Origin of the sequence: Micromonospora humidisoli (assembly GCF_016900955.1) — a bacterium.
In the GTDB taxonomy this organism is placed as follows: Bacteria; Actinomycetota; Actinomycetes; order Mycobacteriales; family Micromonosporaceae; genus Micromonospora; species Micromonospora wenchangensis.
Genome location: NZ_JAFEUO010000003.1, coordinates 97,995 through 123,383, shown reverse-complemented (window position 1 = coordinate 123,383; position 25,389 = coordinate 97,995). Strand labels below are relative to the sequence as shown.

The 25,389-nt window shown below is 73.4% G+C and carries 29 protein-coding genes; 12 read left to right on the top strand and 17 right to left on the bottom strand.

Going from position 1 to position 25,389, the window contains the following annotated elements:
* Positions 1-11: 11 nt before the first annotated feature.
* Positions 12-695, top strand: coding sequence for a prepilin peptidase (locus JQN84_RS11215; RefSeq protein ID WP_307821157.1), 684 nt, complete (start codon positions 12-14; stop codon positions 693-695).
* Positions 696-794: 99 nt separating this feature from the next.
* On the opposite strand, the gene JQN84_RS11210 is transcribed toward JQN84_RS11215, so the two are convergent.
* The 5 genes from JQN84_RS11210 to JQN84_RS11190 all read right to left on the bottom strand — a co-directional run bounded on the left by JQN84_RS11210 (position 795) and on the right by JQN84_RS11190 (position 7,549).
* Complete coding sequence (locus JQN84_RS11210; protein WP_204958329.1) at positions 795-3,989, bottom strand: UvrD-helicase domain-containing protein; 3,195 nt, start codon at positions 3,987-3,989, stop codon at positions 795-797.
* A gap of 127 nt (positions 3,990-4,116) precedes the next feature.
* Complete coding sequence (locus JQN84_RS11205; protein WP_204958328.1) at positions 4,117-5,364, bottom strand: metallophosphoesterase; 1,248 nt, start codon at positions 5,362-5,364, stop codon at positions 4,117-4,119.
* 12 nt (positions 5,365-5,376) lie between these two features.
* The gene (locus JQN84_RS11200; protein WP_204958327.1) at positions 5,377-5,622 is read right to left on the bottom strand and encodes a MoaD/ThiS family protein; all 246 of its coding nucleotides are present in this window, start codon (positions 5,620-5,622) and stop codon (positions 5,377-5,379) included.
* A gap of 2 nt (positions 5,623-5,624) precedes the next feature.
* A complete protein-coding gene (gene moaA / locus JQN84_RS11195) occupies positions 5,625-6,638 on the bottom strand; it encodes a GTP 3',8-cyclase MoaA (protein WP_204958326.1) in 1,014 nt (337 codons plus the stop codon).
* Complete coding sequence (locus JQN84_RS11190; RefSeq protein WP_204958325.1) at positions 6,635-7,549, bottom strand: fructosamine kinase family protein; 915 nt, start codon at positions 7,547-7,549, stop codon at positions 6,635-6,637. The genes moaA and JQN84_RS11190 overlap by 4 nt, the downstream gene beginning before the upstream one ends.
* 153 nt (positions 7,550-7,702) lie before the next feature.
* Here JQN84_RS11190 and JQN84_RS11185 point away from each other — a divergent pair, with 153 nt between their 5' ends.
* Positions 7,703-8,749, top strand: a complete 1,047-nt coding sequence (locus tag JQN84_RS11185) for a DUF4192 domain-containing protein (protein ID WP_204958324.1) — start codon at positions 7,703-7,705, stop codon at positions 8,747-8,749.
* 326 nt (positions 8,750-9,075) lie between these two features.
* Here JQN84_RS11185 and JQN84_RS11180 read toward each other — a convergent pair whose 3' ends face one another.
* Entirely contained in the window at positions 9,076-9,267 is a 192-nt protein-coding gene (locus JQN84_RS11180) for a DUF397 domain-containing protein (protein WP_204958323.1), read from the bottom strand.
* On the bottom strand, positions 9,258-10,058 hold the full coding sequence (locus JQN84_RS11175; RefSeq protein ID WP_204958322.1) for a helix-turn-helix domain-containing protein: 801 nt from the start codon (positions 10,056-10,058) through the stop codon (positions 9,258-9,260). Before JQN84_RS11175 ends, JQN84_RS11180 begins: the two co-directional genes overlap by 10 nt.
* 370 nt (positions 10,059-10,428) lie before the next feature.
* On the opposite strand from JQN84_RS11175, the gene JQN84_RS11170 reads away from it, so the two are divergent.
* Both JQN84_RS11170 and JQN84_RS11165 read left to right on the top strand, forming a co-directional pair.
* Entirely contained in the window at positions 10,429-10,671 is a 243-nt protein-coding gene (locus tag JQN84_RS11170; protein ID WP_372445966.1) for a hypothetical protein, read from the top strand.
* Entirely contained in the window at positions 10,668-10,922 is a 255-nt protein-coding gene (locus JQN84_RS11165; RefSeq protein ID WP_204958320.1) for a flavin reductase, read from the top strand. The genes JQN84_RS11170 and JQN84_RS11165 overlap by 4 nt, the downstream gene beginning before the upstream one ends.
* Positions 10,923-11,067: 145 nt before the next feature.
* On the opposite strand, the gene fdhD is transcribed toward JQN84_RS11165, so the two are convergent.
* Positions 11,068-11,922 (bottom strand): formate dehydrogenase accessory sulfurtransferase FdhD, encoded by an 855-nt coding sequence (fdhD, locus tag JQN84_RS11160; RefSeq protein ID WP_204958319.1) that lies wholly within the window; start codon positions 11,920-11,922, stop codon positions 11,068-11,070.
* 50 nt (positions 11,923-11,972) lie between these two features.
* Between fdhD and mobA the strand changes: the two genes are divergently transcribed.
* From mobA to JQN84_RS11145, 3 genes are all read left to right on the top strand, one after another.
* Positions 11,973-12,731, top strand: coding sequence for a molybdenum cofactor guanylyltransferase (gene mobA, locus JQN84_RS11155; protein ID WP_204958921.1), 759 nt, complete (start codon positions 11,973-11,975; stop codon positions 12,729-12,731).
* The gene (locus JQN84_RS11150) at positions 12,728-12,985 is read left to right on the top strand and encodes a DUF6457 domain-containing protein (RefSeq protein WP_204958318.1); all 258 of its coding nucleotides are present in this window, start codon (positions 12,728-12,730) and stop codon (positions 12,983-12,985) included. Before mobA ends, JQN84_RS11150 begins: the two co-directional genes overlap by 4 nt.
* Positions 12,986-13,104: 119 nt before the next feature.
* Positions 13,105-14,217, top strand: a complete 1,113-nt coding sequence (locus JQN84_RS11145) for a T3SS (YopN, CesT) and YbjN peptide-binding chaperone 1 (protein WP_204958317.1) — start codon at positions 13,105-13,107, stop codon at positions 14,215-14,217.
* 49 nt (positions 14,218-14,266) lie between these two features.
* Here JQN84_RS11145 and JQN84_RS11140 read toward each other — a convergent pair whose 3' ends face one another.
* On the bottom strand, positions 14,267-14,725 hold the full coding sequence (locus JQN84_RS11140; RefSeq protein WP_204958316.1) for an Lrp/AsnC family transcriptional regulator: 459 nt from the start codon (positions 14,723-14,725) through the stop codon (positions 14,267-14,269).
* Between the two features lie 59 nt (positions 14,726-14,784).
* On the opposite strand from JQN84_RS11140, the gene ddaH reads away from it, so the two are divergent.
* Positions 14,785-15,618 carry a dimethylargininase gene (gene ddaH / locus JQN84_RS11135; protein WP_372445965.1) on the top strand — a complete coding sequence of 278 codons (834 nt, stop codon included), beginning with the start codon at positions 14,785-14,787 and terminating at the stop codon, positions 15,616-15,618.
* Positions 15,619-15,663: 45 nt separating this feature from the next.
* Here the strand turns inward: ddaH and JQN84_RS11130 are convergent, their stop codons facing one another.
* Positions 15,664-16,878: an ABC transporter substrate-binding protein gene (locus JQN84_RS11130; RefSeq protein ID WP_204958315.1), complete on the bottom strand. Its 1,215-nt coding sequence runs from the start codon at positions 16,876-16,878 to the stop codon at positions 15,664-15,666.
* 29 nt (positions 16,879-16,907) lie between these two features.
* Entirely contained in the window at positions 16,908-17,759 is an 852-nt protein-coding gene (locus tag JQN84_RS11125) for an alpha/beta hydrolase family protein (RefSeq protein ID WP_204958314.1), read from the bottom strand.
* A 71-nt stretch (positions 17,760-17,830) separates the two neighbouring features.
* On the opposite strand from JQN84_RS11125, the gene JQN84_RS11120 reads away from it, so the two are divergent.
* Positions 17,831-18,418 (top strand): bacterial proteasome activator family protein, encoded by a 588-nt coding sequence (locus tag JQN84_RS11120; RefSeq protein ID WP_204958313.1) that lies wholly within the window; start codon positions 17,831-17,833, stop codon positions 18,416-18,418.
* Between the two features lie 42 nt (positions 18,419-18,460).
* On the opposite strand, the gene JQN84_RS11115 is transcribed toward JQN84_RS11120, so the two are convergent.
* From JQN84_RS11115 to JQN84_RS11105, 3 genes are all read right to left on the bottom strand, one after another.
* A complete protein-coding gene (locus tag JQN84_RS11115) occupies positions 18,461-19,273 on the bottom strand; it encodes an HAD family hydrolase (RefSeq protein ID WP_204958312.1) in 813 nt (270 codons plus the stop codon).
* Positions 19,273-20,094, bottom strand: coding sequence for an HAD family hydrolase (locus JQN84_RS11110; RefSeq protein WP_204958311.1), 822 nt, complete (start codon positions 20,092-20,094; stop codon positions 19,273-19,275). Before JQN84_RS11110 ends, JQN84_RS11115 begins: the two co-directional genes overlap by 1 nt.
* Before the next feature lie 166 nt (positions 20,095-20,260).
* Entirely contained in the window at positions 20,261-21,004 is a 744-nt protein-coding gene (locus JQN84_RS11105; protein ID WP_204958310.1) for a hypothetical protein, read from the bottom strand.
* Positions 21,005-21,214: 210 nt separating this feature from the next.
* On the opposite strand from JQN84_RS11105, the gene JQN84_RS11100 reads away from it, so the two are divergent.
* The 3 genes from JQN84_RS11100 (at position 21,215) to JQN84_RS11090 (ending at position 22,963) form a co-directional block, all read left to right on the top strand.
* The gene (locus tag JQN84_RS11100; protein WP_088643598.1) at positions 21,215-21,643 is read left to right on the top strand and encodes an OsmC family protein; all 429 of its coding nucleotides are present in this window, start codon (positions 21,215-21,217) and stop codon (positions 21,641-21,643) included.
* A gap of 104 nt (positions 21,644-21,747) precedes the next feature.
* Positions 21,748-22,092 (top strand): metallopeptidase family protein, encoded by a 345-nt coding sequence (locus JQN84_RS11095; RefSeq protein WP_204958919.1) that lies wholly within the window; start codon positions 21,748-21,750, stop codon positions 22,090-22,092.
* A gap of 151 nt (positions 22,093-22,243) precedes the next feature.
* Positions 22,244-22,963 carry an AIM24 family protein gene (locus tag JQN84_RS11090; protein ID WP_088643597.1) on the top strand — a complete coding sequence of 240 codons (720 nt, stop codon included), beginning with the start codon at positions 22,244-22,246 and terminating at the stop codon, positions 22,961-22,963.
* Between the two features lie 109 nt (positions 22,964-23,072).
* Here JQN84_RS11090 and pheA read toward each other — a convergent pair whose 3' ends face one another.
* The 3 genes from pheA to JQN84_RS11075 form a co-directional block, all read right to left on the bottom strand.
* Positions 23,073-24,029 (bottom strand): prephenate dehydratase, encoded by a 957-nt coding sequence (gene pheA, locus JQN84_RS11085; RefSeq protein WP_204958309.1) that lies wholly within the window; start codon positions 24,027-24,029, stop codon positions 23,073-23,075.
* Positions 24,030-24,039: 10 nt separating this feature from the next.
* Complete coding sequence (locus JQN84_RS11080) at positions 24,040-24,594, bottom strand: hypothetical protein (protein ID WP_372445964.1); 555 nt, start codon at positions 24,592-24,594, stop codon at positions 24,040-24,042.
* A gap of 204 nt (positions 24,595-24,798) precedes the next feature.
* Complete coding sequence (locus tag JQN84_RS11075; RefSeq protein ID WP_204958308.1) at positions 24,799-25,257, bottom strand: PAS domain-containing protein; 459 nt, start codon at positions 25,255-25,257, stop codon at positions 24,799-24,801.
* Between the last annotated feature and the right edge of the window lie 132 nt (positions 25,258-25,389).

The window sequence follows — 25,389 nt, the reverse complement described above, 5'->3', positions numbered from 1 at the left end:
CGTCGACGGCCGTGCCCCTCGGCCCGCTGACCACGAGCGTGTTGCCCGCCGCACTGCTGCCCACCGTCGGGTTGGTGGCGGCAGCGGCGGCCCTCGGTGCCCTGGCCGGCCTCGCCGCACCCGGTGTCGCCCGTGCTGTCCCGCCCGCCCCGGGCCGGGGTGCGGTGTCGGTCGGGCACGGGAAGCTCCCGGTGGTGGGGGCGGTGGTCTGCGGCGGGCTGGCCGCCGCGCGTGGTCCGGAGCCGGCACTGCCGGCGTTCCTGCTGGTGGCGTCCGTGGGAGTGGTGCTGGCGGTGGTGGATCTGACCAGCCTCCGCCTGCCTGACCCCCTGGTGGGTGCGGCGGCGCTCGGCGGCGGCACCGCACTGACCGTGGCCGCCGTCGCCGCCGGCACTCCCGGCCGCCTGGCGCTCGCGCTGGTCGGTGCCGCACTCTCCTTCCTGCTGTACGTGGTGCTGGCGTTGCTGCCCCGGTCCCGACTCGGCTTCGGTGACGTGAAACTGGCGGCGGTGCTCGGCCTGCCGTTGGGTTGGCTGGGCTGGCCCACCCTCTGGCTCGGCCTGCTGCTGCCGCACCTGCTCAACGGGGTGCTGGCGTTGGCGCTGCTGGCCGCCGGCCGGGTACGCCGGGACACCGCCCTGCCGTTCGGCCCGGCCCTGCTCGCGGGTGCCTGGCTCGCCGCCGTCCTCGCCTGACCCGCGCCTCCGGACGGGTGGGCAGCAAAATCGCGCACCGAGCGATATCAGCGCGGGCGGATACCGCTACCTGGACCCTGTAGGTCGGTCGACGGGCCGTCAGATCAGGCGAAGCTGACGGTCCTTGGGGCGGCGGGGCTCGGCCTCACCGAACCGTTCGAACAGTCCCGGGTCGACGACGTCCAGGAAAGGCGACGGTCGGCAGTCGCGTTCGGTGCCGTGGCGCACCCGGCGGGCGGCGTGGCTGACGTAGAGCCGGTCCTGCGCGCGGGTCAACCCGACGAAGAACAGCCGCCGCTCCTCGGCGATCGCGTCGTCGTCGGGTGTCGAGCCGGGCCAGCGCAGCGGCAGCAGAGCGTCCTCCACGCCGACCAGGAAGACCACCGGGAACTCCAGCCCCTTCGCGGCGTGCAGGGTGAGCAGGGTGACCGCCTCGGCGCGCGGGTCCAACGCGTCCACCTCGGCCCCGGTGGCGAGCTGGGAGAGGAAGAGTTCCAGGTCGTCGCCGCAGCGGCGGGCCAGCGGGGTGAGCAGGTCGACGGCGGTCCGCACGTCCTCGGGTCGGACGGTGCCGGCGGCATCCAGGGTGGGGGCGGCGAACCGTTCGGCGAGCACCTGACCGGCGGCCCGGACCCGGGCGGGCAGCCCGCCGGTGGAGCCGTCGGCGTGCCGCAGTTCCCGGGCGATCGCCAGCACGCCGGGCCGGTCCCGCAGCCGGTCGTGCGACCGCTTCTGCACCGGGATGTTGGCCCTGGCCAGGGCGTCCACGATCGGGGCGGCCTGCGCGTCGGTACGGTAGAGCACCGCGATGTCGGAGAAGGACAGGCTGGTGGACCGGCCGTCGATGCGTCCGGAGTCCAACGACCGGTGGGAGAGGCCGCCGACCAGGTCGTCGACGGTGCGTACCACGAAGTCGGCCTCGTCGGCGACGGACGCCGCCGGGTAGCGGCCGACCAGCGGGGCCTCCGGGTCGAGCCGGGCCGGGTCGAGCCGGCGGCCCCGGACCAGCGACGACGGCGCGATGGCCTGGACGGCGGCGGCGAGGATCGGCGCGGATGAGCGGTAGTTGCGGTTGAGCCGGACCAGCCGGGCGTCGGTGAAGTCCTCGGAGAAACGCAGGAAGTAGCCGACGTCGGCGCCCCGGAACGAGTAGATCGCCTGGTCCGGGTCGCCGATCGCGCAGAGGTTGCCGTCGGCGGGGCTGAGCAGCCGCAGCAGGTCGTACTGAACGGCGTCGACGTCCTGGTACTCGTCGACGAAGATCCACCGCCAGCGTTCCCGGTAGTCCCGGACCAGCTTCTTGTCGCCCTTGAGCAGCCCGACCGGCAGGGTCAGCAGTTCGTCCAGGTCGACCAGGTCCTGCTTGCGCAGCAGCGCGGTGTAGCGGGCCGGGTCGTCGCCGGCCTCCGTCCGGGCGGCCGACCGCTCGGCGTCGTCGGCGATCCGGAAACCCTCCGGCAGGCCGGCAGCGGCGGCGTTCTCCCGCAGGATCGTCAACCCGAGGGAGTGGAAGGTGCCGACGGTGACGTCCTCGGCGACCGGGCCGAGCAGCCCGTCGAGCCGGTGCCGCAGCTCCTCGGCGGCCCGCCGGGTGAACGTGATCGCCAGGCACTGCTCGGGGAAGACGTTCAGCTCCGCGCAGAGGTAGGCGATCCGGTGGGTCAGCGTGCGGGTCTTGCCGGTGCCCGGCCCGGCCACGATCAGCAGCGGGCCGCCGGGCGCGGAGGCGGCCACCCGCTGCATCGCGTCCAACCGGTCCAGCAGGCCGGTGCCGACCTCCTCCATGCCGGCGAGCATCGGCTCGAACGGCTCGTGCGGCGACGGCGTCGGGGCGATCGGTGGCGGCGGCGGGGTCGGCGCGGGCTTCGGCTTCGGCTCGGCCTTGGCCGCCGTCGGCCGCTTGGCCTTCGGTTTCGCCGCCGGCTCCGTCGGCCTGCGCTGCGCCGGCACCGGTACGTCGAACAGCGTCTCCTGCCCCGAGCCGGCGGCCCCGCCCAGCTCGGCCGGGTCGAAGAGGGTGATCACGCCGTACTCGCCGTCGTAGCCGGGGACCCGGCGCACGTCGCCCCGACGCAGCCGGCCGATGCCCTCGGCGAGCAGCTCCCCACCGACCCGGCCGATCTCGTCGACCGGGGTACGGGTGAGGATCTCCAGCTCCGGGCCGAGCGCGGCGACCAGCTCGTTGAGTTTCCCCTCGACCTTCTTGGACCGGGGGCCCACCTTGTTGATCTCGCCGAGGATCTCGGCCAGCGGCACCAGGTGGGTCACCTCGCGGGCGTGCTCCGGGCGGTGCCCGTCGGGCCGGTCGGCGAGCTCCTCGACCCGGCTGAGCACCCCCACGGTCAGCGGCTTTCCGCACTCCGGGCAGCGCCCACCGGCCGCCCGGGTGCGCTCCGGCGACCAGTTGACGCCGCAGAGCCGGTGCCCGTCGGCGTGGTACTTGCCCTCCTCGGGGAAGAACTCGATCGTCCCGGCCAGCCCGTCACCGGTCCGCAGGGCGTCGCGGATGGCGAAGTAGTCGCGGGCCGACGAGAAGACGGTGGCCTCCCGGGCCAGGGCCGGTGGGGAGTGCGCGTCGGAGTTGGAGACCAACCGGTAGCGGTCCAGGCTGCCGACCCGCCAGTTCATCGCCGGGTCGGAGGAGAGCCCGGTCTCCACCGCGAAGACGTGCTCGGCCAGGTCGGCGTAGCAGTCGGCGATCGCGTCGAAGCCGGACTTGGAGCCGAGCGCGGAGAACCACGGTGTCCAGATGTGCGCCGGCACCAGGTAGCCGTCTTCACTGGCCTCCAGGGTGATCTCCAGCAGGTCCCGGGAGTCCAGGCCGAGGATCGGCCGGCCGTCCGAGCCGAGGTTGCCGATCCGGCCCAACGCGGTGTTGAACCGGGCCACCGCGTCCAGGTCGGGCAGGTAGATCAGGTGGTGCACCTTGCGGGTCCGGTCGTCCCGCTTGTAGATGGTGGAGATCTCCACGCTCAGCATGAACCGGACCGGGTCGGCCTCCGCCGCGTCGGCCAGCCGGGGCGGCAACCGCCTGGCGATGTCCGCCTCGGCCTCCGGGCCGAGCCGGTACAGGCCGGGCTCGGCCGGTTGCAGGGTCTCCCGCAGGTGGTCGTACCAGGCGGGATGGGTGAAGTCCCCGGTGCCGAGCACCCCGATGCCCTTGCGTCGGGCCCACCAACCGAGGTTGGGCAGGGTGAGATCGCGGCTGCACGCGCGGGAGTACTTCGAGTGGATGTGCAGGTCCGCGAAGAACGGCGGGACGCCACCAGGGGGAGCGGCGTTGAACGGAGGCACGCCGCATCCTGTCACGGCTGGTCCACTACCCGCCTGCCGCCACGCGTACGCGTGAGGAGAGCAATCCGGTGCTGGACTCCACCGCCCGGACGAGGTATGAGCCGGGCTGACCGACCAACCAGGCAGGTCACGGGGCGCGCAGCTCGACCAGGGTCACCTGTGGCGGTGCGCCGACGCGGACCGGGGGACCCCAGAAACCGGCCCCGTTGGTGACGTAGACCTTGGTGCCGTCGACCTCGCCGAGGCCGGAGACCACCGGCTGTTGGAGCTTGACGGCCAGGTTGAACGGGGCGAGCTGCCCGCCGTGGGTGTGCCCGGACAGTTGCAGGTCGACGCCGAACTTCGCCGCCTCGTGCACGGCGATCGGCTGGTGGGCGAGCAGCACCACCGGGCGGTCGACGTCCCGGCCGCCGAGCGCGGCGGTGAAGTCGGCGGGGCCGGCGACGCCGGTACCGTCGGCGGTGACGTCGTTGATCCCGGCCAGGTCGAGCACCCCGCCCCGGGCCCGGATCTCCTGCCGCTCGTTCTGGAGCACCCGCAGGCCGAGCCGGTCGACCTCGGCCACCCACTCCTCGACCCCGGAGTAGTACTCGTGGTTGCCGGTGACGAAGAAGCTGCCGTAGCGGGAACGCAGGTCACGCAGCGGCTCGGCGGCCTCGCCCAGCTCGGCGACCGACCCGTCGACCAGGTCACCGACGACCGCCACCAGGTCGGCGTCCAGTCGGTTGATCATCGCGACGATCCGCTCGGTGTGTACCCGGCCGCGCAACGGACCGAGGTGGATGTCCGACACGGTGGCGATGCGCAGCCCGTCCATGCTGCGGGGGAGCTTCGCCAGCGGGATGCGTACCCGGTCGAGTTGCGGCGGGCCGAGTGCGGTGCGGACCCCGTACCCGGTGATGCCGGCGGCGGTGAGCCCGGCGAAGATGGCGGCCCCCCGGGCGAGCAGCAACCGTCGTGACTCGTCGTGGTCGGGGTGGTCCACCGCCTCGGCGGCCGGCGGGTCGACGCCGCCGGCCGCACCCACCAGCGCCGGTTCCGGTGCGGCCGTGGTCGCCTCGGCGGCGGCGCTGCGGCGGCGCAGGACCAGCCGGGCCACCGCCATCGGCACTTCCAGCACCACCAGCACGATCAGCAGGTAGAACATCACCGCGAGCCAGAGGTAACCGGGCCAGGCCAGCCAGAACGCCCCGGCGATCTGGGTGCCGGCCATGGTCGCCGGGACGAGCACTGCCAGCAGGAGCGCGACGACCGTGCCGACCCGCCGCCACCGGCCGGGCCCGGTGGTGTCCTTGACCAGCCGCTTCCACAGGTAGAAGTGGATCAGGCCGGTGATCAGGGCGAGCGTGCCCACGAACCCCAGAATCGCCAACACGGCAGCCCTTCCTCAGCCGCCCGCGAAGGGGGGCAGCACGTCGATCGTGGTCCCGGCCGGCAACGGTGTCTGACGGTCGTGGCAGGCCACCCCGTCGACCAGGAAACTCGCCACCTGGAGCACCGCGGCCAGCCGGGGGCCGTGCCGCTGGGCGAGTTCGCCGAGGAGTTCGTCCAGCGGGCGGCCGGCGGATGCGGTCTCCTCGCTGCGGCCGGCGGCGGCCCGCGCGCCGGCGAAGTACCGGACGGTGAGGTCCACCCTCAGCCTCCGATCGCCGACATGGGTCGGACGGGTTGCAGGAACGTCGGGTCGTCGATGCCGTGGCCGGCCCGTTTGACCACCGTGGCGGCCTGCCAGCGGCGGGCGATGTCGGCGTCGTCCGCGCCGGCCCGCAGCGCGCCACGCAGGTCGGACTCCTCCGTGGCGAACAGGCAGTTGCGGATCTGGCCGTCGGCGGTGAGCCGGGTCCGGTCGCAGTCGCCGCAGAACGGCCGGGTCACCGAGCCGATCACGCCGACCCGGGCCGGCCCGCCGTTCACCAGCCAGGTTTCGGCCGGGGCGGCACCCCGGTGCGCCGGGTCGGGGGTGAGCGGGAACCCGGCGGCCAGCGACGTGAGGATCTCGTCGGCGGTGACCATCGTGGCCCGGTCCCAGCCGTGCTGGGCGTCCAACGGCATCTGCTCGATGAACCGCAGCTCGTAGCCGTGGTCGAGGGCGAACCGCAGCAACGCCGGCGCCTCGTCCTCGTTGACCCCGCGCATCAGCACCGCGTTGACCTTCACCGGGGCGAGCCCGGCGGCGGCGGCCCCGGCCAGCCCGGCGAGCACGTCGGGCAGCCGGTCCCGCCGGGTCAGCGCGGCGAACCGGGCCGCGTCCAGGGTGTCCAGCGACACGTTCACCCGGTCCAGCCCGGCGTCGCGCAGCGCCGGGGCGAGCCGGTCCAGGCCGAGACCGTTGGTGGTCAACGAGATCCGGGGCCGGGGGGTGAGCGCCGCCACGGCGGCGACGATGCCGACCAGCCCCGGCCGGATCAGCGGCTCGCCCCCGGTGAACCGCACCTCGGTCACCCCGAGCCGCTGCACCGCGACCCGGACCAGTCGGACGATCTCCGCGTCGGTGAGCAGCTGCGGGCCGGCCAGCCAGGGCAACCCTTCGGCAGGCATGCAGTAGGTGCAGCGCAGGTTGCACTTGTCGGTCAGCGACACGCGCAGGTCCCGGGCGATCCGGCCGTACCGGTCGACGAGGACGCCGGCGGTCGTCGGGGCGGCGGTCACCCGTCGACCGTAGCGCGGCCGACGCCCCGCAGCGCCGCTCGGGCGGCACCGACAACCGCATCGCGGTACGCCCCGCCGAACAGGGCGGTGTGCACGAGCAGCAGGTGCAGCTGGTGCAGGGGCACCCGTTCCCGCCATCCGTCGGCGAGCGGCCACGCCTCCCGGTAGCCGGCCATGATCCGGTCGTGGTGCGGCGGCCCACCGAAGAGCGCCAGCTGGGCCAGGTCGGTCTCCCGGTGTCCACCGTGCGCCGCCGGGTCGACCAGCCACACCCGCTCGTCGGCACCCCAGAGCAGGTTGCCCGGCCACAGGTCGCCGTGCAGCCGGGCCGGCGGTTCGTCGCCGCCGAACTCGCCGATCCGCGCCACCACGTCTTCGACAAGCGCGGCGTCCGGGCCGTCGAGGGCACCGCCGTCGACCGACGTCCGCAGGTACGGCAGGAGCCGTCGCCGGGCGAACCAGTCCGGCCACGGCCCGTCGTCGGGGGTGTTGTCCTGCGCGAGGGTGCCGATGAACCCGGGCCACGTCGCCCCGAACCGGTCGGCCCCGGCCCGGTGGGTGCCGGCCAGTTCCCGGCCGAACCGTTCGGCCGCGTCGGGCGTCGGCTCGCCGGGGTCGACCCAGTCGAGCGCCAGCAGCTCCGGCAGCGCCACCACCACCTCCGGTACGGCCACCGCGCCGGCCTCCCGCAGCCAGCGCAGCCCGGCGGCCTCGGTGTCGAAGAAGCCCGTCGGTACCTGGCGACCGGTCCGCTCCGGCCAGGTCTTGGTGAAGACCGAGTGGCCGTCGTCCAGGGTCAACCGGGAGGCCACGCAGCTGTCCCCGCCCGCCACCGGGGTCTCGCGGATGCGCTGGTGGGTCAGGAAGGTGGGCAGGTGCTCCGGGTGCGCCCGCAGGTACGCCAGGTTCATGAGCGCAAGGTAGCCGCTCGGACCGACCCCGGTGGGCCGCGTAACCTCCAGAATCGCACCGACCTGCACAAATACTCTCCGTATCTGTGGATAACCCGTGTGTCGTCCACAGGGCCTGTCGGAGCGGTGCCCGCCCACCGCACGCTGCCGGACATGAACGCGACCGACCGCCCCCGGCTCACCGTCCGCTCACCCGCCGACCTGATCACCGCCGTGCCCTACCTGATCGGCTTCCACCCCGTCGACAGCATGGTGGTGGTGGCGATGCGGGGCCGGCGGATCGTCTTCGCCGCCCGCGCCGACCTGCCCGGACCGGGCACCGATCCGGCCCTGCCGGCGCGACATCTCGGTGACGTGATCGGTCGGCAGGATGCCGAATCCACCACCGTCATCGGGTTCGGCCCGCCCGAACGGGTCACCCCGGCGGTGGACGCCGTCCGGTCGGCGCTGGCCGACCTCGGCCTGCCCGTGCTCGACGCGCTGCGGGTGACAGATCGCCGCTACTGGTCCTACCTCTGCGAAGCGCCTGACTGCTGCCCACCCGACGGCACCCCGTACGACCCGGACGCCAGCCAGGTCGCCGCTGCGGCGGTCTACGCCGGTCAGGTTGCGCTCCCCGACCGGGCGGCACTCACCGCCCAGGTTCTTCCCGCCGGGGGCGTCGACCGGGGTGCCCTGCGCCAAGCCGGCGACCGGGCCGAACGTCGCCTGCTGGGTCTGCTGGAGGAGGCCCCCGACACCGACGAGTTCGGCGAGCGGACCATCCGCAGGGCCGGCACCACGGCGGTACGTCAGGCGCAACGCCGGCACCGGCGCGGCGACCGGCTCACCGACGACGAGGTGGCCTGGCTGACCCTGCTCCTGACCCACCTGCCGGTACGCGACCACGCGTGGGAACGCACCGACGGCCGGGAGGAGGACATCGCCTTCTGGGGTGAGGTGCTGCGCCGCGCCGAGGAGGAGTTGGTGCCCGCTCCCGCCTGCCTGCTCGCGTTCGCCGCGTGGCGGGCCGGCCAGGGTGCGCTCGCCGCCGTGGCCCTGGAGCGGGCGCTGGCCGTCCGCCCCGACTACACCCTCGCCCGGCTCCTCGACGATCTGCTGCGGCGTGGTGTCCCGCCGTCCGACCTGGACGGGTGGCCGGCCGTGACCGAGTCGGAGGTGCTGCGCCGCCGCCGTCGCCGGCCCCGCCGCCCCCGCTGACCCAGCGGCCCCTGAACTGGCGGCCCTGCTGACTCGGGCGGGGCCCTGCCGGCCCCGTCGGCCTGCTGATCTCGGCGGCCTGCTGATTTCGGCGGCCCGCCGGCCTCGATGGCCCGGCCGGCAACAGGGTCACTGCCGGTGAGGAGGGTCGGGGCCAGGTGGTCTCGAAGAGAGATATGACTGGCAGTCATATCTATGCCTGACAGGAATACGGCTGTCAGTGGCATGGTGTTGGAGCGGACACGGTCGGCACCTGCCGGGTCGTTCCCTGACGCGACATGCCTGCCCCGGATCTCGGGGCAGGCATGTGTCACCGGGCAGGTCGGTCAGGCGCGATCGGCCAGCCCGGCGACGAACGTGCGCCACGAGGTGGGGGCGAACGTCAGGGCCGGTCCGTCCGGGTCCTTGGAGTCCCGCACGGCGACCGCGCCGGGAAGGTTGTCGGCAACCTCGACACAGTTCCCACCGCTGGTCCCACTTCGGGTGGACTTCCGCCACTGCGCATCAGTCAGGTCCATTGGCCTGCAACTCCCATGATTAGCTCTAACGACTGCCGTCGTGGCAGCGTCTCGTTCCGGATGCTCTCCCACCGCTCAAAGAGCGTAGCCAGGTCTGTCGGCTGGCTCACCACATCGCCACCCAACTGGCTTTCGAGGTGTCCGATCCAACTGCCGTCGCCCAGGTGTGCGAGCGACAGTGGACCGGAGAGCCCGGCGTAGAGACCAGCCTCAGCGGGCACGACGTGGATGCTGATATTCGGTCGTTCCGCACAAGCTACTAGGTGGTTGAGTTGCTCGGCCATCAGTTTCTCGAAGCCCTCGCCAGCACGATGGACTGCGCTCATATCAATCACCGCGACAAGTTGGGGTGGGTCATCTCGGCACAGGACATCTTGTCGTTCAATGCGTCCAGCCACCCGGCGATCCACCTCACTGTCAGACAGCCGCGGATCGAGCCGAAGAACCGCGCGGGCGTAGGCTTCGGTTTGTAGCAGGCCGGGAATCAGGTTCGGTTCGAAATACCTGAGTTGGGTCGCGTTGCGTTCGGCGTCGAGCCACGGCAGGAACCACGACGGTGTGCCGAGCTTGCTCACCAGCCGTTCGAAGAGCCCACCGGTGCTGAGCGCCCGATCAGCTCCCTTGATGAAGTCCAGGGTCAGCGCCCGGGTGCCCCCCTCGACGGCACTGACGTGCGATGCGCTGAAGCCGGCGCCCCGCCCGAACGCCTCCTGCGTCATACCGGCGGCCCCCCGGGCGCGGCGGATCTCGGCAACGACGAAGTCGGCGAGCGGATCTGGTACGTCAGCCATGCACAGCACCCCAATTTGAAGATCGACTATTCATGCCGCCACCCGCTCGGCGGCCCTTCATCCAGCTCGGCCCGGACTCCCGCTGCACCTTTCGAGCCTAGCGGCCTCCACATCAGAGTGTCACCAGGGCGGCGCTGTCGGTAGTGGTCGAGAGCTGGCGGTGGCGTCTGCGGGAGGGGCCGTCCGTGGAAGGGCGGCCGGCCCCTCCTCCACCCCGACACGGACACACCGACACAGACTCACCGAACGCAAAGGAGACGCCGTGCCCAGGGAGAAGCCGAAGCCCGACAGGAGCCCGGAACCAGGGGCCCCGGTGACTCCGCCGGGGGTCAGGTCGGGAGATGTGCTGCACCTGTCGTGTACCGCCAGTGTGCAGTTCATCCGGCCGATCACGGTCCGGGTCATCCGGGTGCTGGCCGACTGGCACACGTACCACGGTTGGGTGTGGATCGACGCGTACGAGCTGAATGCCGCAGGCGAGGCGGTCCGGCGGCGGACCCTGTTCCTGATGCCGGCGGGCGCGCGCCGGCTCGCGCAGCCGGACCGACCGGCAGGGGCGTCGCTCCAGCAGGGTGGCCGGGGGCGGCGGCTCAGGCCGGTGGGGGCGCGGTGACCGGACCGCTACCCGGCCGGCACACGCCGCTGCGGCCGATCTGGCTGTGCCGGGTCGACGCGAACCCGTGGCCGTGCGGGGAGGCGAAGCTCGCCCTCCTCGCGCGGTACGGTGACGACCTGCCCGGACTGCTCGCCCTGCTCACCGGGTTGTCGGCCGAGGCGGCCGAACACCTGACGCAGCTCGACAACGGTCGCCGGATCGACGTGACCGACCGCTTCCTCACCTGGGTCCGCCCGCCCTCCCGCTGATCCCTCTCCCGCTGCCGGGGGTCGGCAACGGTTGCCGGTGGATTGTGGAGAGTTGTTGCGGCCCTGGCGACAAGAAATCTCCACGATCACGCCGCCCGACTGACGACCCCGCCACGAGTCGGCCGGCCGCGAGCGGGTCAGGGTGTCAGGGGGTGACGCGGTGGGTGCCGGTGTAGACGTTCATGGTCCGGCCACGCAGGAAGCCGACCAGGGTCAGGCCCGCCTCGTCGGCCAGGTCGGCGGCGAGGGTGCTCGGCGCGGAGACCGCCGCCAGCAGCGGCAGTCCGGCCATCCACGCCTTCTGGGTCAGCTCGAAGCTCGCCCGGCCGGACACCATCAGCAGGTGCCCGGCGAGCGGCAGCCGTCGCTGCCGGACCGCCCAGCCGACCACCTTGTCCACCGCGTTGTGCCGGCCGACGTCCTCGCGCAGCACCACCAGTTCCCCGTCGGCGGTGAACAGGCCCGCCGCGTGCAGGCCGCCGGTACGGTCGAAGGCGCGCTGCGCCGCGCGCAGCCGGTCGGGCAGTTCCGCCAGCAGTTTCGCCGGCACGGTGAGCGGGTCGTCGGCGACGGTGAACCGGGACCGGGTACGGATCGCGTCGATGCTGGCCTTCCCGCACACCCCGCAGGAGCTGGTGGTGTAGAAGTTGCGCGCAGGGTCCGTCGCCGGTGTCGGCACACCGGGGGAGAGCACCACGTCGACCACGTTGTACGTGTTGGGCGTCTCCACCCCGGAGCAGAGCTGGGCGGTGTGCACGTCGGCGTCGCTGCGGATCAGCCCCTCGGTCAGCAGGAAGCCGATGGCCAGGTCGAGGTCGTCCCCGGGGGTACGCATGGTCACCGCCAGCGGGCGTCGTCGACCCGGCCCGCCGGGGCCGACCCGGATCTCCAGCGGTTCCTCCACGGCGAGCGTGTCCGGCCGGCGCAGCGCCACCCGGGCGTCGTCCGCCGCGTCGAGGTCGATCCGGAGCACGCTCCGCCGGTCAGTGGCCCGTCCCATCCCGCCATCCTGCCCCGCCCGCCCGACCCCCCGCACGCTGACCACCCTGGCTGCGTCCACTGCGCCCGCCCGGCAGCCCTCGGCCGCCGGCAGCCGGCAGCCGGCGTCGGCACGGCAGCCGGGGACGGGACGGAACCGGGAGGCCGCGCGACCGGAGCACGAGGGTCGGGCCCGGCGGCTACCGTGACCGGGTGACGGCGTACGCGGCGGTGGTGCTGGCCGGTGGGGCAGCCCGCCGGATGGGCGGGCGGGACAAACCGGCGGTGCCGGTGCACGGCCGGCCGATGCGGGACCTGGTGCTCGCCGCCGTCGCCGACGCCGTACCCCGGGTGCTGGTCGGCCCGGGTGGGGCGCTCCCGGCCGACGTGCTGGTGACCCGGGAGGACCCGGCAGGTGGGGGTCCGGTGGCCGCCGCGTCCGCCGGGCTGGCCCTGCTCGGCCCCGGTACGGCGGTCGTCGCCCTGCTCGCCGCCGACCTGCCGTTGCTCACCCGCCCGGCCGTCGGGGTGCTGCTCGCCGCGCTCGCCGCCGAATCCGGCCCGGCGGCGGCGGACGGCGTCTGCCTCGTCGACGACCGGGGGCGACGCCAGCCGCTGTGCGGGGTGTGGCGGGTGCCGGCGCTACGCGCCGCGCTGGACCGGGTCGCCGCCCGCCGAGCCCAGGCCGGTGCGCTGGCCGGGGCGTCGATGCGGGACCTGCTGGGGGAGCTGACGGTACGCGAGGTGGCCTGGTCCGCTGCCGGCCCGCCACCGTGGTTCGACTGCGACACTGACTCCGACGTACGCCGGGCGGAGGAGTGGACGCGATGACCGTGCTGGACGACTGGGTGACGGCGGCCTGCGCCGAGCTGGGTCTCGACCCGGCCGAGGTGTCGGTGCCGACCGTGCTGGACCTGGCCAGGGACGTCGCCCACCAGGTGCTACGACCGGGTGCGCCGGTCACCGCGTACCTGCTGGGGGTGGCGGTCGGACGCGGCGCGGACCCGGCAGCGGCGGCGGCCCGGCTCACCGGGCTGGCCGCGCAGTGGCCGGTGGAGCTGGGCGGCGAACGTCCCGACCGGTGATCCCGTCACGGCGTGATCCCCCGCCGCCACGATCGTCGGCGACGGTGTCCGATGGCGGTCGCGGTGGATTCGTTCTCCGGCCCGCCTGGGTAGGGTGACCTTGACGGACGGAGGCGATCATGACGGCGGACCACCCCGCGAAGCCGACCGGTGACCAGCCCGGCACCTCGCCGGCGCACCACGACCACCACGAGTCGGTCCTGCTGGACGAGCCGAGCACGGCCGACCTGCGGGCCAAGGTCACCGAGGCGTGGCGGGAGTTCGCCCGGGCGCTGGCCGCGCGGCTGCGTGAACTGCCCGCCGGGGCGCAGCTCGAACTGACCCTCGACCCGACCGCCTCCGGCACCGGTGACGCGGTCTACTCGATCAGTGTGACCGTGGGTGAGCAGGGCCGGATCTCCGCGCGGGCGGTGGGCAACGCCACCCTGCCGCAGGGCTTCCGGCTCGACCGCGCGGCGGTGGCCGACATGATCGCCCTCGGCTGGTCGCCGCCCGGCGTGGTGGCGGGCTCCGGCGAGCACTTCGGCCTGGACGGGTCGACCGGGGACGCCAGCAAGCTGGCCGGGCTGCTCTCCCGCACCCTGCGTGACGTGTACGGCGCACCGCACCCGGCCTTCCTGGTCTACCTCAGCCAGGACGCCGAGGGGGAGCCGTTGCCGATCGAGGCGCTCGGCACCGCGCGCGGCGAGTTCGGCCCCGACCGGGACGTCGAGGCCGACCTGGACGAGGCGCTGGCCGCCGCCGCGAGCGCCCAGAGCGCTGAGCAGGAGGTGCTGGACCTGCCCGAGCGGGTCCGGACGGTGGTGTCGACGATGCTCAAGTCGACCTCCGAGCACCTTCAGATCGACTCCGACGGGGACATCAACATCCGGGCCGGGTCGGCGATGGTTTTCGTCCGGGTACGTGACAATCCGCCGCTGGTGGACGTCTTCTCGCCGGTGCTGACCGAGGTCGAGCCGACCGAGCGGCTCTACGTGAAGCTCTCCGAGCTGACCAACCGGATGCCGATCGGCCGGTTGTACTGCGCCGACGACACGGTGTGGGCGTCCATCCCGGTCTTCGGCCGCAACTTCCAGGCCACCCACCTGATGCTGGCCGTGCAGGTGATGACCGGCCTCGCCGACGAGCTCGACGACCGGTTGCACGGCGAGTTCGGCGGCAAGCGGTTCTTCGGCGAGGGCGACAAGCCGAGCCGGGGCGACGGCGAGCACCGCACCGGCATGTACCTCTGATCCACCGCCCTGCGCGAGGGACACCGGCGCGCCGCAGCCGGGCCGGGTGTCAGGGGGTGGACGGGCCGACGCCCGGCGACTCGACCAGCCGGGACAGCACGATGGTGCTCCGGGTGGAGGTGACGAACGGCTCCGCCCGCAGGCGTTCGAGCGCCTCCTCCAGGTGCGAGATGTCGGCGGCCCGCAGGTGCACGAGCGCGTCGGCCTCACCGGAGACGGTGTACGCGCCGACCACCTCGGGGTGCCGGCGGGCGGCCACCCCGAGCTGGGTGGGGGTGGTACGACCGGCGCAGAACAGCTCCACGAACGCCTCGGTGGTCCAGCCGACGGCGGCCGGGTCGACCACGGCGGTGAAGCCCCGGATCACCCCGCTGGCCCGCAGCCGGTCGACCCGTCGCTTGACCGCCGGAGCGGAGAGTGACACCCGGGTGCCGATGTCGGCGTACGAGGTACGGGCGTCCGCCACGAGTAACGCAATGATTCGCTGGTCGACCGCGTCTATCTGCAACGTTCCGCCTCGGGGAAGCAATGGTTCTGGCTGTTACCAAACTTCTACGCTACCTACCCTTGGTGACCGTGAACCAGCAGCGCGTCCCGCGAAAGCGGACATATCTCATGTGTGCCCCGGAGCACTTCGCGGTCGAGTACGCCATCAACCCGTGGATGGACCTCACCGTCGGCGTCGACGTGGCACTGGCCGTCGAACAGTGGGACCGGCTGCGGCACACCCTGGTGGACCTCGGTCACGACGTGCACGTCCTCACCCCGCAGCCGGGGCTGCCGGACATGGTCTTCGCCGCCAACGGGGCGTTCGTGGTGGACGGGACGGTCTACGGGGCGCAGTTCAAGCACGAGCAGCGGGCCGCCGAGGCCGCCGCGCACCGGGAGTTCTACCAGAAGCAGGGCTGGCACTTCATCGCGCCGAGCGAGACCAACGAGGGTGAGGGTGACTTCGCCTACCTGCCGGAGGCGTACGGCGGGCTGGTTCTCGCCGGGCACGGGTTCCGCACCGAACTGCCGGCGCACGCCGAGGCGCAGGAGGCGCTGGGCCGGCCGGTGGTGTCGCTGCGCCTGGTCGACCCACGTTTCTACCACCTGGACGTGGCGCTCGCCTCGATCGACGACGGCAACGTCGCGTACTTCCCGGGGGCGTTCTCGGCGGCCAGCCAGCGGGTGCTCACCCAGCTCTTCCCCGACGCGGTGCTCGCCGACGACGAGGACGCGCTGGCCTTCGGCCTGAACCTGGTCAGCGACGGGGCGAACGTGGTGCTCAACAGCGACGCGACCCGGCTGGCCGGCAAGCTCAAGGCGGCCGGCTACACCCCGGTCCCGGTAGACCTGGCCGAGCTGAAGAAGGGCGGCGGCAGCGTCAAGTGCTGCATCGCCGAGCTGCGCCCCTGACCGACGCCGGCACCACGAGCGGCCGGCCCGACCGGGCCGGCCGGCTCAGCCGAGGGTGGCGATCTCGTTGATCAGGACGTTGGAGAGCAACCGGCCGTCGAACTGCACCTTGCGCAGGTACCACTTCTGCTGCGGGGTACGCGGCTGGTTGAACTGCCACGGCCCGCGCGGGCTGTCGATCTGACCGATCTTGCCCAGCGCCAGGTTGACCTGCTGCGGGGTCGGCTCCGCGCCGGCCAGCCGGATCGCCTTGTCGAGCACCTGCGCGGCGTCGTACGAGGCCATCGCGTACGTGGTGGGCGAGACGTTGTAGGTCTTCCGGTAGGCCGAGGCGAAGACCCGGTTGGCGTTGTTGTTCAGGTCGGCCGAGTAGTTCAGCGCGGTCTGGATGGTGCCGGCCTTGAGGCTCTCGTCCGCGTTGACCAGGGTCGACCGCAGGTCGGCGAGGATGTTGCCCTCGGTCAGGAAGCCTGGCGCGTAGATGTCGCCGAACCAGCGGCTGCGGCGCAGTTGCCTGATGAACTGCTCACCGGCGGTGCCGGAGTAGAAGCAGAAGATCCCCTCGGGCTGGCGGCTGAGCGCCTCGCTGATCTGCGCGCCGAACTCGTCGTCGCCGGGGGTGGGGTTGGCGGTGGTGAGGATGGGGTCACCGATGATCCGGGGGTCGTCGGTGCCGAAGCCGTCCCGGAAGCCGTTGATCACGTCCTGGCTGGCGGTGCCCTCGGGGGCGACGATGGCGAGCCGGCTCCCGGTGGGAAGTGTTCGCCGCAGGTACGACCCGAGCGCCCGGCCCGGCTCGTCCAGCACGTACGACGTCCGCCAGATGTAGACGACGCTCTGCAGGCTGGGCGGGGAGGCGTTGGACCCGATCAGCGGCACCCGGGCCTTCTCCACCGCGTCCCGGATGCCGGACATCACTGTCGAGTTGACCACGCCGGTCATGGCGAGCACGTTCTGGCCGAGCAGGTTGTCGACGGCGGCCTGGCCGCTCTTGGCGTTGTCGCCCTCGTCGACGGTCACCACCGTCGTCGGGTGGCCGCCGAGCTGCTGCCCGTTCATCGCCAGGAAGAGCTGGAAGCCGTTCTCGATGTCGATGCCGATGGTCTTGCCGTCGCCGTTCTCCGGCCGGATCAGCCCGATCTTGATCGGCGTGCCGGGGGTCGGCGTCTCGGTGTCGTCCGTGCCGCAGGCGGCGGCGAGTCCGGTCGTGCCGAGCGCGGCCAGCAGTTGAAGGGCCCGCCTGCGGTTCATCTGCGACACCGAAATCCTTCCGGGAGCATTGCCGGGCGTCACCGCCCCTCCGGCGTTCTACCTGGCGGGCGACCCTGCGTCAATGGATCTTGATCTTCAAGCAACGACTGCAACGCAGCCCTTACCTGCGGCCAGGCCGCCGAGAGCGGGTCGATCAACCCGAAGTGCTCACATTCCGGCAGCTCAATGAGGGTGACCGGGGCACCGGCGGCCCGTGCGGTGGCAGCATATGACCTGCTCAGAGCCGCCGGCACCTGGCGGTCCCGCATCCCGTGCAGGATCACCGTGCGTGTCCGTGGCGGCACCGAAAGGCGGGGGTCGGCCACCGCGTACCGCTGCGGGTGTTCGGCCGGGCCGCCGCCGAGCAGCGCGGCCACCGCCCCCGAATCCAACCCCAGCCGGTACGCCTCGGCGAGGTCGGCGACCGGGGCCAGCGCCAGCACCCCGGCCACGTCCTGCGGGGCGTGCGCCGCCACGTGCAGCGCCAGCTGCCCACCCGCCGAGTGCCCCAGCAGCAGCGGCGGCCCCGGCGCGACCAGCCCCGGCAGGGCGCGGGTGGCCACCCCGGGCAGCGCCGCCACCCCGGCCCGGACGTCGGCGAGCGTGTTCGGCCAGCCACCGCCCGGTTGGCCGGTGCGCCGGTACTCCAGCTGGGCCACCGGCCAACCCGCCTCAGCCAGGGCGGCGGCGAGCGGGCCGGTGTGGGTGCGGTCGTACTCGGCCCGCCAGAAGCCCCCGTGCACCACCGCCACCAGCGGCCGGGCCGGACCACCACCGCCACCTGCCGGTCGGCGCAGGTCGACCAGCTGCTCCGGCGCGTCGCCGTAGGCGACGGTCAGGTCCGGCGGCGGGGCGGGCCGGCTGAGCACCGTCCGGGGGTCGTGGGACATGCCGGCGACGGTAGCGCGGCCGGTGGCGGTCCGGGTGGGTGCGACGGGAGCGGGTGGGTAAAGATGGGGCCATGACCGAAGCGCACCCCACTGGACAAGCTGACGAGCCGGGCCGCCCCGACGGGCAGTCGGGCACCGTGGTCGTGGTCGGCCCGGACGGCCGCCCGGTCGGCACCATGCAGACCGACGAGACCGCCGAGGACCCGACCCGCCTGGTCGAGCAGCCGGCCAAGGTGATGCGGATCGGCAGCATGATCAAGCAGTTGCTGGAGGAGGTGAAGGCCGCCCCGCTCGACGACGCCAGCCGGCACCGGATGCGGGAGATCCACCAGCGGTCGATCGTCGAGTTGAAGGATGGCCTCGCCCCCGAACTGCGCGAGGAGCTGGAACGGCTCTCGCTGCCGTTCGCCGAGGACCAGGCGCCCAGCGAGGGCGAGCTGCGGATCGCCCACGCCCAGCTGGTCGGCTGGCTGGAGGGGCTCTTCCACGGCATCCAGGCCACCCTGGTGGCCCAGCAGATGGCCGCCCGGATGCAGCTGGAGCAGATGCGCTCCGGTGGCCGTCCCGCCCTGCCCAGCGGCCCCGGCGCGATGATCCCCGGCATGCCCGGCATGGGCCAGCCCGGTGGCGAGGGCCACAACACCGGCCAGTACCTCTGAGCGTGCGCCGGGGCGTCGCCGCGCGGTGACGCCCCGGGGCGCTCAGCCCACCCCGAAGACCTTCTCCAGGTACGCCGCCACGCCGTCGGCGGTGTTCGCCCCGGTCACCTCGTCGGCGATCTCCAGCACGGCCGGGTGTGCGTTGGCCACCGCCACCGCCCGTCCCGCCCAGGTGAGCATCGGCACGTCGTTGGGCATGTCACCGAACGCGAGCACGTCGGCCTGCGCCACCCCGACCCGGGCCGCGTACCAGGCCAGCCCGGCGGCCTTGGTCACCCCGGCGGCGGAGATCTCCACCAATCCGCTGTACGACGAGTGCGTCGCCTCGGCCAGCCCCTCCAGCGCCCCCGCCACCACCTGCACGAAGGCGTCCGGGTCCTGGGTGCCGGCGCGGGCCAGCAGCTTCACCGCCGGCACCGAGGCCAACTCCTCAGGCGACTCGACCGCCCGGATGGCCTCGTGGTCGGCGTCCCAGCGCAGCGGGTAGTGCGCCTCGTGCCGCATCTCCCGGCTGTCCACGATCTCCACCGCGAAACTGACCTCCGGCACCGCCGCCCGTAGCCGGCGGGCCACCTCGGCGAGCAGCTCCGGGGCCAGCGGGTCGGCCCGCAACACCTGGTCGGTGTCCGGGTCGTAGACCACCGCGCCGTTGGCGCAGATCGCCGGCAACGGCGCGGCGAGCTGGTCGTACACCAGTTGGAGCCAGCGGATCGGGCGGCCGGTGACCAGCACGACGGGGGTGCCCGCCGCGGAGATCCGCTCCAGTACCGCCGCGGTGCGGGCGCTGAGCCGGCGCTCGTCGCCGAGCAGGGTGCCGTCGATGTCGCTGGCGACCAGCCGTGGTGTCTCTGCCATCACCGGGAGAGTAGCCGGTCGAGGTAGACCGCCACCCCGTCGTCGTCGTTGCGCAGGGTCACCTCGTCGGCGGCGGCCCGCACCAGCGGGTGCGCGTTGGACACCGCCACCCGCGACCAGCCGGCCCAGGCGAACATCGGCAGGTCGTTGGGCATGTCCCCGAAGACCAGCACGTCGGCCGGGTCGACGCCGAGCCGCTCGGCGACCACGCTCAGGCCGCTGGCCTTGTCCACCCCGGCCGGGGTGATCTCGACGAAGCCGAGCCCGGCCTGGGTGAGGGTGGCGACCTGCGGCGGGACGATCCGGCGGGCGGTGGCCAGCAACTCGTCGACGTCGTGGTCGGCGGTCCGGACGAACGCCTTGATCACGTCGAGGGCGAGGCACTCCGCCCGGCTGCGCGCCTCGAACAGCTCGGGGTAGGGCCAGGACGGGTGATAGTCGCCCCACAGCGGCGCGTCGTGCTCGTCGGACCCCTCGACCATGACGGTCAGCGGGCCGACGACGGCCTCCAGGTCGGTCAGCAGGCCGGCCAGTACCCCGGCGGACAGGCGCTCGTCGCGCAGCACCACCGGGCCGGTCGGGTCGCTCTGGTCGACCACACAGCCACCACCGGCCATCACCAGGAAGTCGGCGGCCCGGATGTCGTTGCGGGTGAGTTCCTTGAGCCGGGGGCCACGACCGGTGGCGCCGACCACCGGGATACCGGCGGCCCGCACCCGGTCGAGCACCCCGTGGGTGTACGCCGACACGGTGTCGTCGCTGCGCACGAGGGTGCCGTCGAGGTCGGTGGCGATGAGTTTGGGCAGTCCCGGGCGGGTCATCGTTCCTCCTTGCCCGCCGCCGTCCGTACCGGTCTTCCGACCCGGTGTGACGGCGGGCAGCAACCGTACCTCGCCGTCCGGATCGCAACCACGGCTTCCGGGCGAATCAGCCGGCAACGCCCGGTGACCGTCGTACGACGCCCCGGGCGTCCACCCCGGCTGGGGCTCAGGGGTGGGATTCGCGGCGGGCGAACGGGACCGTCGGGGTGACGGTCAGCCCGGTGGGCGCGGCCGGCCTGGTGTAGTCCGCGTCCGGGTCGTCCCCGTGCGGGTCGTCCGCGTCCGGGTCGAGCCCCTCCGGGTCGGTCTGCGGGCCGACGGCGTCGACAGGCGGACCGTCCGGCTGCCGGACGGTGGTGAGCAGCGCCGCCCCGACCAGCGCGACGGCGACGAAGGCCATCACCAGGCCCCGGCCGTAGTCGACCCGGAACCCGTCCTCCGGGGAGTAGAACAGCGCCCGCTGACCCGAGTCGTCCAACGAGAAGGCGGTGACGGTGAGCAGGATCACCAGGACGCCCGCCACGGCCAGCCCGGCCACCCGGGCGTCATGCCGGACCGCCGGCCGTCCGCGCAGGGTCAACGCCACCGTGACACCGAGCAGCAGGAGCCCCACCAGGTAGGCGATCCCGAAGCCGCCCACCTCGGCCACGCCACCGGGCACCCGGATGGTGCCGCTGCCCTCCGGCCCACCGTTCGGCACGGTCATCACCAGCCACTCCCCGGCCGCCGACGCCGTGCCGGCGACCGCACCGAGCAGGGCCAGCACCGGGGGCAGCCGCCGGTCCCGGCGCAGCGCGGCGGGCCAGTGCCCGAACCGGCCGACCGGCCGTCGTCCGGGGGCACCCCACTGCGGCACCGAGGTGTCATCCGAGCGGTCGTCCTGTCTCGGGATGGGGAGATCCTGGGACATCGGCTACCTTCCGCGTCGCGGGCCTGACCCGCATCATCCCACGTCGGCCCGGTGTGGGCCGGCAGCGTCGGGCCCGGAACGGCGCACGTCGGCCGCCGCCCGTGGTCGCGACCGGCACCCTCCGGCCGGCACCCTCCGGCCGGCGGCGGTGGCCGGCCACCCCGCCCGGTCGGTCACCGCGGGCGAGGGCTTTCGACTAGCGTTCGGGTCATGCCTATCCGTACCGCATCCGCACGTTGGCAGGGCAACCTCACCGAGGGCGCCGGGACCGTCCGCACCGGAAAGGGCGGCCTGGAGGGGAACTACTCCTTCAAGTCGCGCTTCGAGGAGGGCGAGGGGACCAATCCGGAGGAACTGATCGGTGCCGCCCACGCGGGCTGCTTCTCGATGGCGCTCTCCAAGCAGCTCGCCGACGCCGGGGTGTCCGGCACCTCGGTGGAGACCACCGCGAAGGTGCACTTCGACAAGACCGACGCGGGAATGACCGTCACCCGGATCGACCTGGAGACCGTCGGTCAGGCCCCGGGCCTGGACGAGGCCCAGTTCACCAAGCTGGCCGAGGCCGCCAAGGAGGGCTGCCCGATCTCCCGGCTGCTCTCCCCCGGCGCGCAGATCAGCCTCACCGCCCGCCTCGCCTGATCCGTCCCGTCCGCCGTCCGGCCCGCCCGGGTCGGACGGCGGACGGGGTAGGCCGGCGGGACCGGTGGGCGGGCGGCGGTTCGGGCACAATGGGTGAGGTGCCCGTGGAGATGAGCCGTGAACGCTTCGAGGAGCTGGTCGGCGAGGCCCTCGACGAGGTGCCCGAGGGGTTGCTCCGGCTGATGAGCAACGTGGTCATCCTGGTCGAGGACGACCCGCCGCCCGGGGAGGACCTGCTCGGCCTCTACGAGGGGCACGCGCTCACCGAACGCGGCTGGAACTACTCGGGTGTGCTGCCCGACCGGATCTTCATCTACCGCCGGCCGATCCTGCGGATCTGCGCCACCGAGGACGACGTGGTCGACGAGGTGGCGGTGACCGTGGTGCACGAGATCGCCCACCACTTCGGCATCGACGACGAGCGGTTGCACGCGTTGGGCTGGGCCTGAGCCCGCCCCCGGCCCCGTCGGTCCGGTCGTCTGCGCGTACCTGACCGGTTCCGTGCGCGGAGCCGGGCTTGCCCGCCGCTCGGCCGATGCAGCGGGTTGCGGGGGCTGCCTACCGTGTGGTGAGCACACCCCCAATCAGGAGGAAGACCCAATGCGCAGCGCGCTGTTCTCCGCGGAGAACCTGGAGAAGGAGTCCGCCCAGCCCGGCATGCGGCTGCAGAACTCCAAGATGTTGAAGATCGAACTCAACGGCGAGGCGATGGCCCGGGTCGGGTCGATGGTCGCCTACCAGGGGCAGGTGCAGTTCCAGGCGTTGGGCTCGGGCGGCATCGGCAAGTTCATCAAGCAGCGGCTCACCGGCGAGGGCGTGCCGCTGATGAAGCTCAGCGGCCACGGCGACGTGTTCCTGGCCGAACTGGCCAAGGACGTGCACATCATCGACCTGGAGCCGGGCGACGCGCTGTCGATCAACGGGTCCAGCGTGCTGGCCTTCGACTCCACCCTGTCGTACGACATCAAGATGGTCGGCGGCGCGGGGATGGCCTCGTCCGGCCTGTTCAACTGCGTGTTCAGCGGCTACGGCCGGATCGCCATCACCACCAAGGGCACCCCGGTCGTGCTCAACGTCGACGCGCCCACCTACGTCGACCCGCAGGCGGCGGTGTGCTGGTCGGCCAACCTCCAGACCGGCTACCACCGGGCCGAGCAGCTCGGCCTGGGCACCCTGCTCGGCCGCAGCACCGGTGAGGCGTTCACCATGAGCTTCGCCGGGCAGGGCTTCGTCGTGGTCCAGCCGTCGGAGGAGCCGCCGGTCCAGGGCAGCGGCGGCCAGCAGCAGCAACAGGGCCTGCTCGGCGGCCTGCTCAGCTGACCTTCCGCGACGTGGGGCGGTTCCGGTCGGGACCGCCCCACGTTCGTCTGCACGGCCGGACCAGTGTGGCCCGCACCCGCGCCGCCGCCGGGACCCGGGCCGCGTGGGGTCAGCTCAGTTCGCCGGCCCGCAGTCGGGCCAGCCAGGCCGCCGCGTCGGTGTAGTCGGTGTCCGAGAGGCCGGCCGGCGCGGGGACCGGCCGGTCACCCGCCGCGTCGGCCCACCGGTGCCTGGGGTACGACCCGAGGAACCGCACCTCGGCGCAGACCCGCCGCAGCCCCTGCAACGCCTCACCGAGCCGGGCATCGGCGACGTGACCGGTGCAGTCGAGGAAGAAGACGTACCGGCCCAGCGCCTCGCCGGTGGGACGGGACTCGATCCGGGTCAGGTTGACCCCCCGCACGGCCAGTTCCATCAGCACCGACAGCAGCGCGCCCACCCGGTCGTGCGCGATGTAGACGGCCAGCGAGGTGAGGTCGTCGCCGGTGGGCGGCGGGGGCGGGCCGGGGCGGGACAGCAGGGCGAACCGGGTCACCGCGTCCGGATGGTCGGCGATCTTGTCGGCGAGCAGGGCCAGCCGGTGCCGGGCCGCCCCGATCGGGGCGCAGATCGCCGCGTCGTACTCGCCGGTGGCCGCGCCGGCCGCCGCCGCGCCGTTGGACAGCACGTCGATCACCGTGGCGTCGGGCAGGTGCGCGCGCAGCCAGTTACGGCACTGGGTGGACGCCTGCGGATGGGCGGCCACGCTGCGCACTCCGGCGGGGTCGGTGCCGGGGCGTGCGCCGAGCACGAACTCCACCGGCAGGATCACCTCCCGGGTGATCACCAGCGGGTCCCCCTCGGCCAGCTCGTCCAGGGTCACCCCGACCGCGCCGCCGATGGAGTTCTCCATCGGCACCAGCGCCGCGTCCGCCTCACCGGCCCGTACGCTCTCCAGCGCCTCGCCGACGCTGCGGGCGGGCGTACGACTGCCGCGTTCGGCGGCCGGGACGGTGCGCAACGCCTGCTCGGCGAAGGTGCCCTCGGGGCCGAGGTAGACGTAGCGGGTCGGCGGTGTTCCGGGCATGCCGCCCAGCCTACGCACCCGGTGGCAGCCCGGTCCCGCTGTCGCAGGCCAACGTCCGGATGGCGGGCGGCGCGACGGCCTTCACCTCGATCGAGCAGACATCGGTGCCGGCGGTGACCAGCCGCAGCGCATCCGGTTCCCCCCGGCTGACCGCCTGGAGTTCCTCGTGCCCGCTGACGGACAGCACGGTGTACTGCCAGCCGTCGGCGCACAGCGGGCCGTCGACGGCCCGTACCGACACGTCGCGGGGCAGCACGTCGCCCCGGAGCAACCCGATCACCCGGTCGGCCGACGGGCGGCCGGCGCAGGCCATCGCGACCGCCGCGACGGTGGGGCTCGGCAGCGTTGACGTCGGCGGCAGGGTGGGGGTCACCGGCAGCACTGGGGGCGACGTCGTCGGCGGCAGGGTCACCACCGGCGTGGGTGGGGCGACCGGGGCCGGCAGCTCCCGGTCGGGCGGGGCGGCGCAGCCGGTGAACGGCGACACGGCGAGCAGGGCCACGGCGAGCCGGGCGGCGACCGGCCGCCGGTACGGGGGGCGGCGGTGGGCGGGGTCAGGCGGCACGGGCCGGTCCTCGGGGGATTCGGGCGCGGGGCGTCGCGACGGGGGCCGGCCGTCACGGACCGTGGGAGGGGGCAGGTCGTGTGGCCGGTGGGGTGAACCCATCGTAGGAAAAACCGTCCGCCCGGTGAAGGCCGGCGCGACGCCCGACGCTCGCGCCCGACGCCGCCGCCCGGCGCGGGGCGGACCGGCGCGGGCGGTGCCGGGTCAGATCGGGGAGAAGAAGGTGAGTGAACCGGTGACCGAGCCGCCGGTGAGCATCGGGGTGGAGACGGCGTCGACGGTGGCGTAGGTGCTGGCGTCGCCGGCGGGCTGCACCCGCAGCAGACCCCGGGCGAGCCGACCGGAGTGCAGGGCGAGCAGCGGGGGGATCTTGTCGGTCTCCTGCTCGGGCAGCTCGTGCCGGGCGGCGGTGAAGTCGAGCAGCCGCAGGCCGCCTTCGAGCAGCGGCAGGCCGACCACGTCCTCGGGGGCACCGAGGCAGAGCAGTTCACAGCCGGCGGCGGAGATGGCGACCACCAGGGTGTCGGCGTCGATCAGGAGGCAGGGTTCCTCGGCGTGCGAGACGCTCGCCGACCACTTCCCGACGTTGTCGCACCCCGGCCCTGTCGGCGTCCGCGCCGGCGGCACGAACACGTCCGGGAGCGAGAGTTCGACGTGGGCCACCGCGCCTCCTAGGTACACCGACGGTCTGTCCACGCTAGCCGGTCTTCGTGACGGTCGCCGACCGCGCGGGAGCCACCGGCCGCCGGTGGAGGGATCAAGTGCCCTGGCGGGCGGCCGGCGACGGCGCGGACC

What these genes read in the sequence shown, in the direction of transcription:
- JQN84_RS11190 (WP_204958325.1), bottom strand. Translation starts at nt 7,549, where the DNA reads ATGAACCTGGCGTACCTGCGGGCGCACCCGGAGCACCTGCCCACCTTC.
- JQN84_RS11185 (WP_204958324.1), top strand. Translation starts at nt 7,703, where the DNA reads ATGAACGCGACCGACCGCCCCCGGCTCACCGTCCGCTCACCCGCCGAC.
- JQN84_RS11180 (WP_204958323.1), bottom strand. Translation starts at nt 9,267, where the DNA reads ATGGACCTGACTGATGCGCAGTGGCGGAAGTCCACCCGAAGTGGGACC.
- JQN84_RS11175 (WP_204958322.1), bottom strand. Translation starts at nt 10,058, where the DNA reads ATGGCTGACGTACCAGATCCGCTCGCCGACTTCGTCGTTGCCGAGATC.
- fdhD (WP_204958319.1), bottom strand. Translation starts at nt 11,922, where the DNA reads ATGGGACGGGCCACTGACCGGCGGAGCGTGCTCCGGATCGACCTCGAC.
- JQN84_RS11150 (WP_204958318.1), top strand. Translation starts at nt 12,728, where the DNA reads ATGACCGTGCTGGACGACTGGGTGACGGCGGCCTGCGCCGAGCTGGGT.
- JQN84_RS11145 (WP_204958317.1), top strand. Translation starts at nt 13,105, where the DNA reads ATGACGGCGGACCACCCCGCGAAGCCGACCGGTGACCAGCCCGGCACC.
- JQN84_RS11125 (WP_204958314.1), bottom strand. Translation starts at nt 17,759, where the DNA reads ATGTCCCACGACCCCCGGACGGTGCTCAGCCGGCCCGCCCCGCCGCCG.
- JQN84_RS11120 (WP_204958313.1), top strand. Translation starts at nt 17,831, where the DNA reads ATGACCGAAGCGCACCCCACTGGACAAGCTGACGAGCCGGGCCGCCCC.
- JQN84_RS11115 (WP_204958312.1), bottom strand. Translation starts at nt 19,273, where the DNA reads ATGGCAGAGACACCACGGCTGGTCGCCAGCGACATCGACGGCACCCTG.
- JQN84_RS11110 (WP_204958311.1), bottom strand. Translation starts at nt 20,094, where the DNA reads ATGACCCGCCCGGGACTGCCCAAACTCATCGCCACCGACCTCGACGGC.
- JQN84_RS11105 (WP_204958310.1), bottom strand. Translation starts at nt 21,004, where the DNA reads ATGTCCCAGGATCTCCCCATCCCGAGACAGGACGACCGCTCGGATGAC.
- JQN84_RS11100 (WP_088643598.1), top strand. Translation starts at nt 21,215, where the DNA reads ATGCCTATCCGTACCGCATCCGCACGTTGGCAGGGCAACCTCACCGAG.
- JQN84_RS11090 (WP_088643597.1), top strand. Translation starts at nt 22,244, where the DNA reads ATGCGCAGCGCGCTGTTCTCCGCGGAGAACCTGGAGAAGGAGTCCGCC.
- pheA (WP_204958309.1), bottom strand. Translation starts at nt 24,029, where the DNA reads ATGCCCGGAACACCGCCGACCCGCTACGTCTACCTCGGCCCCGAGGGC.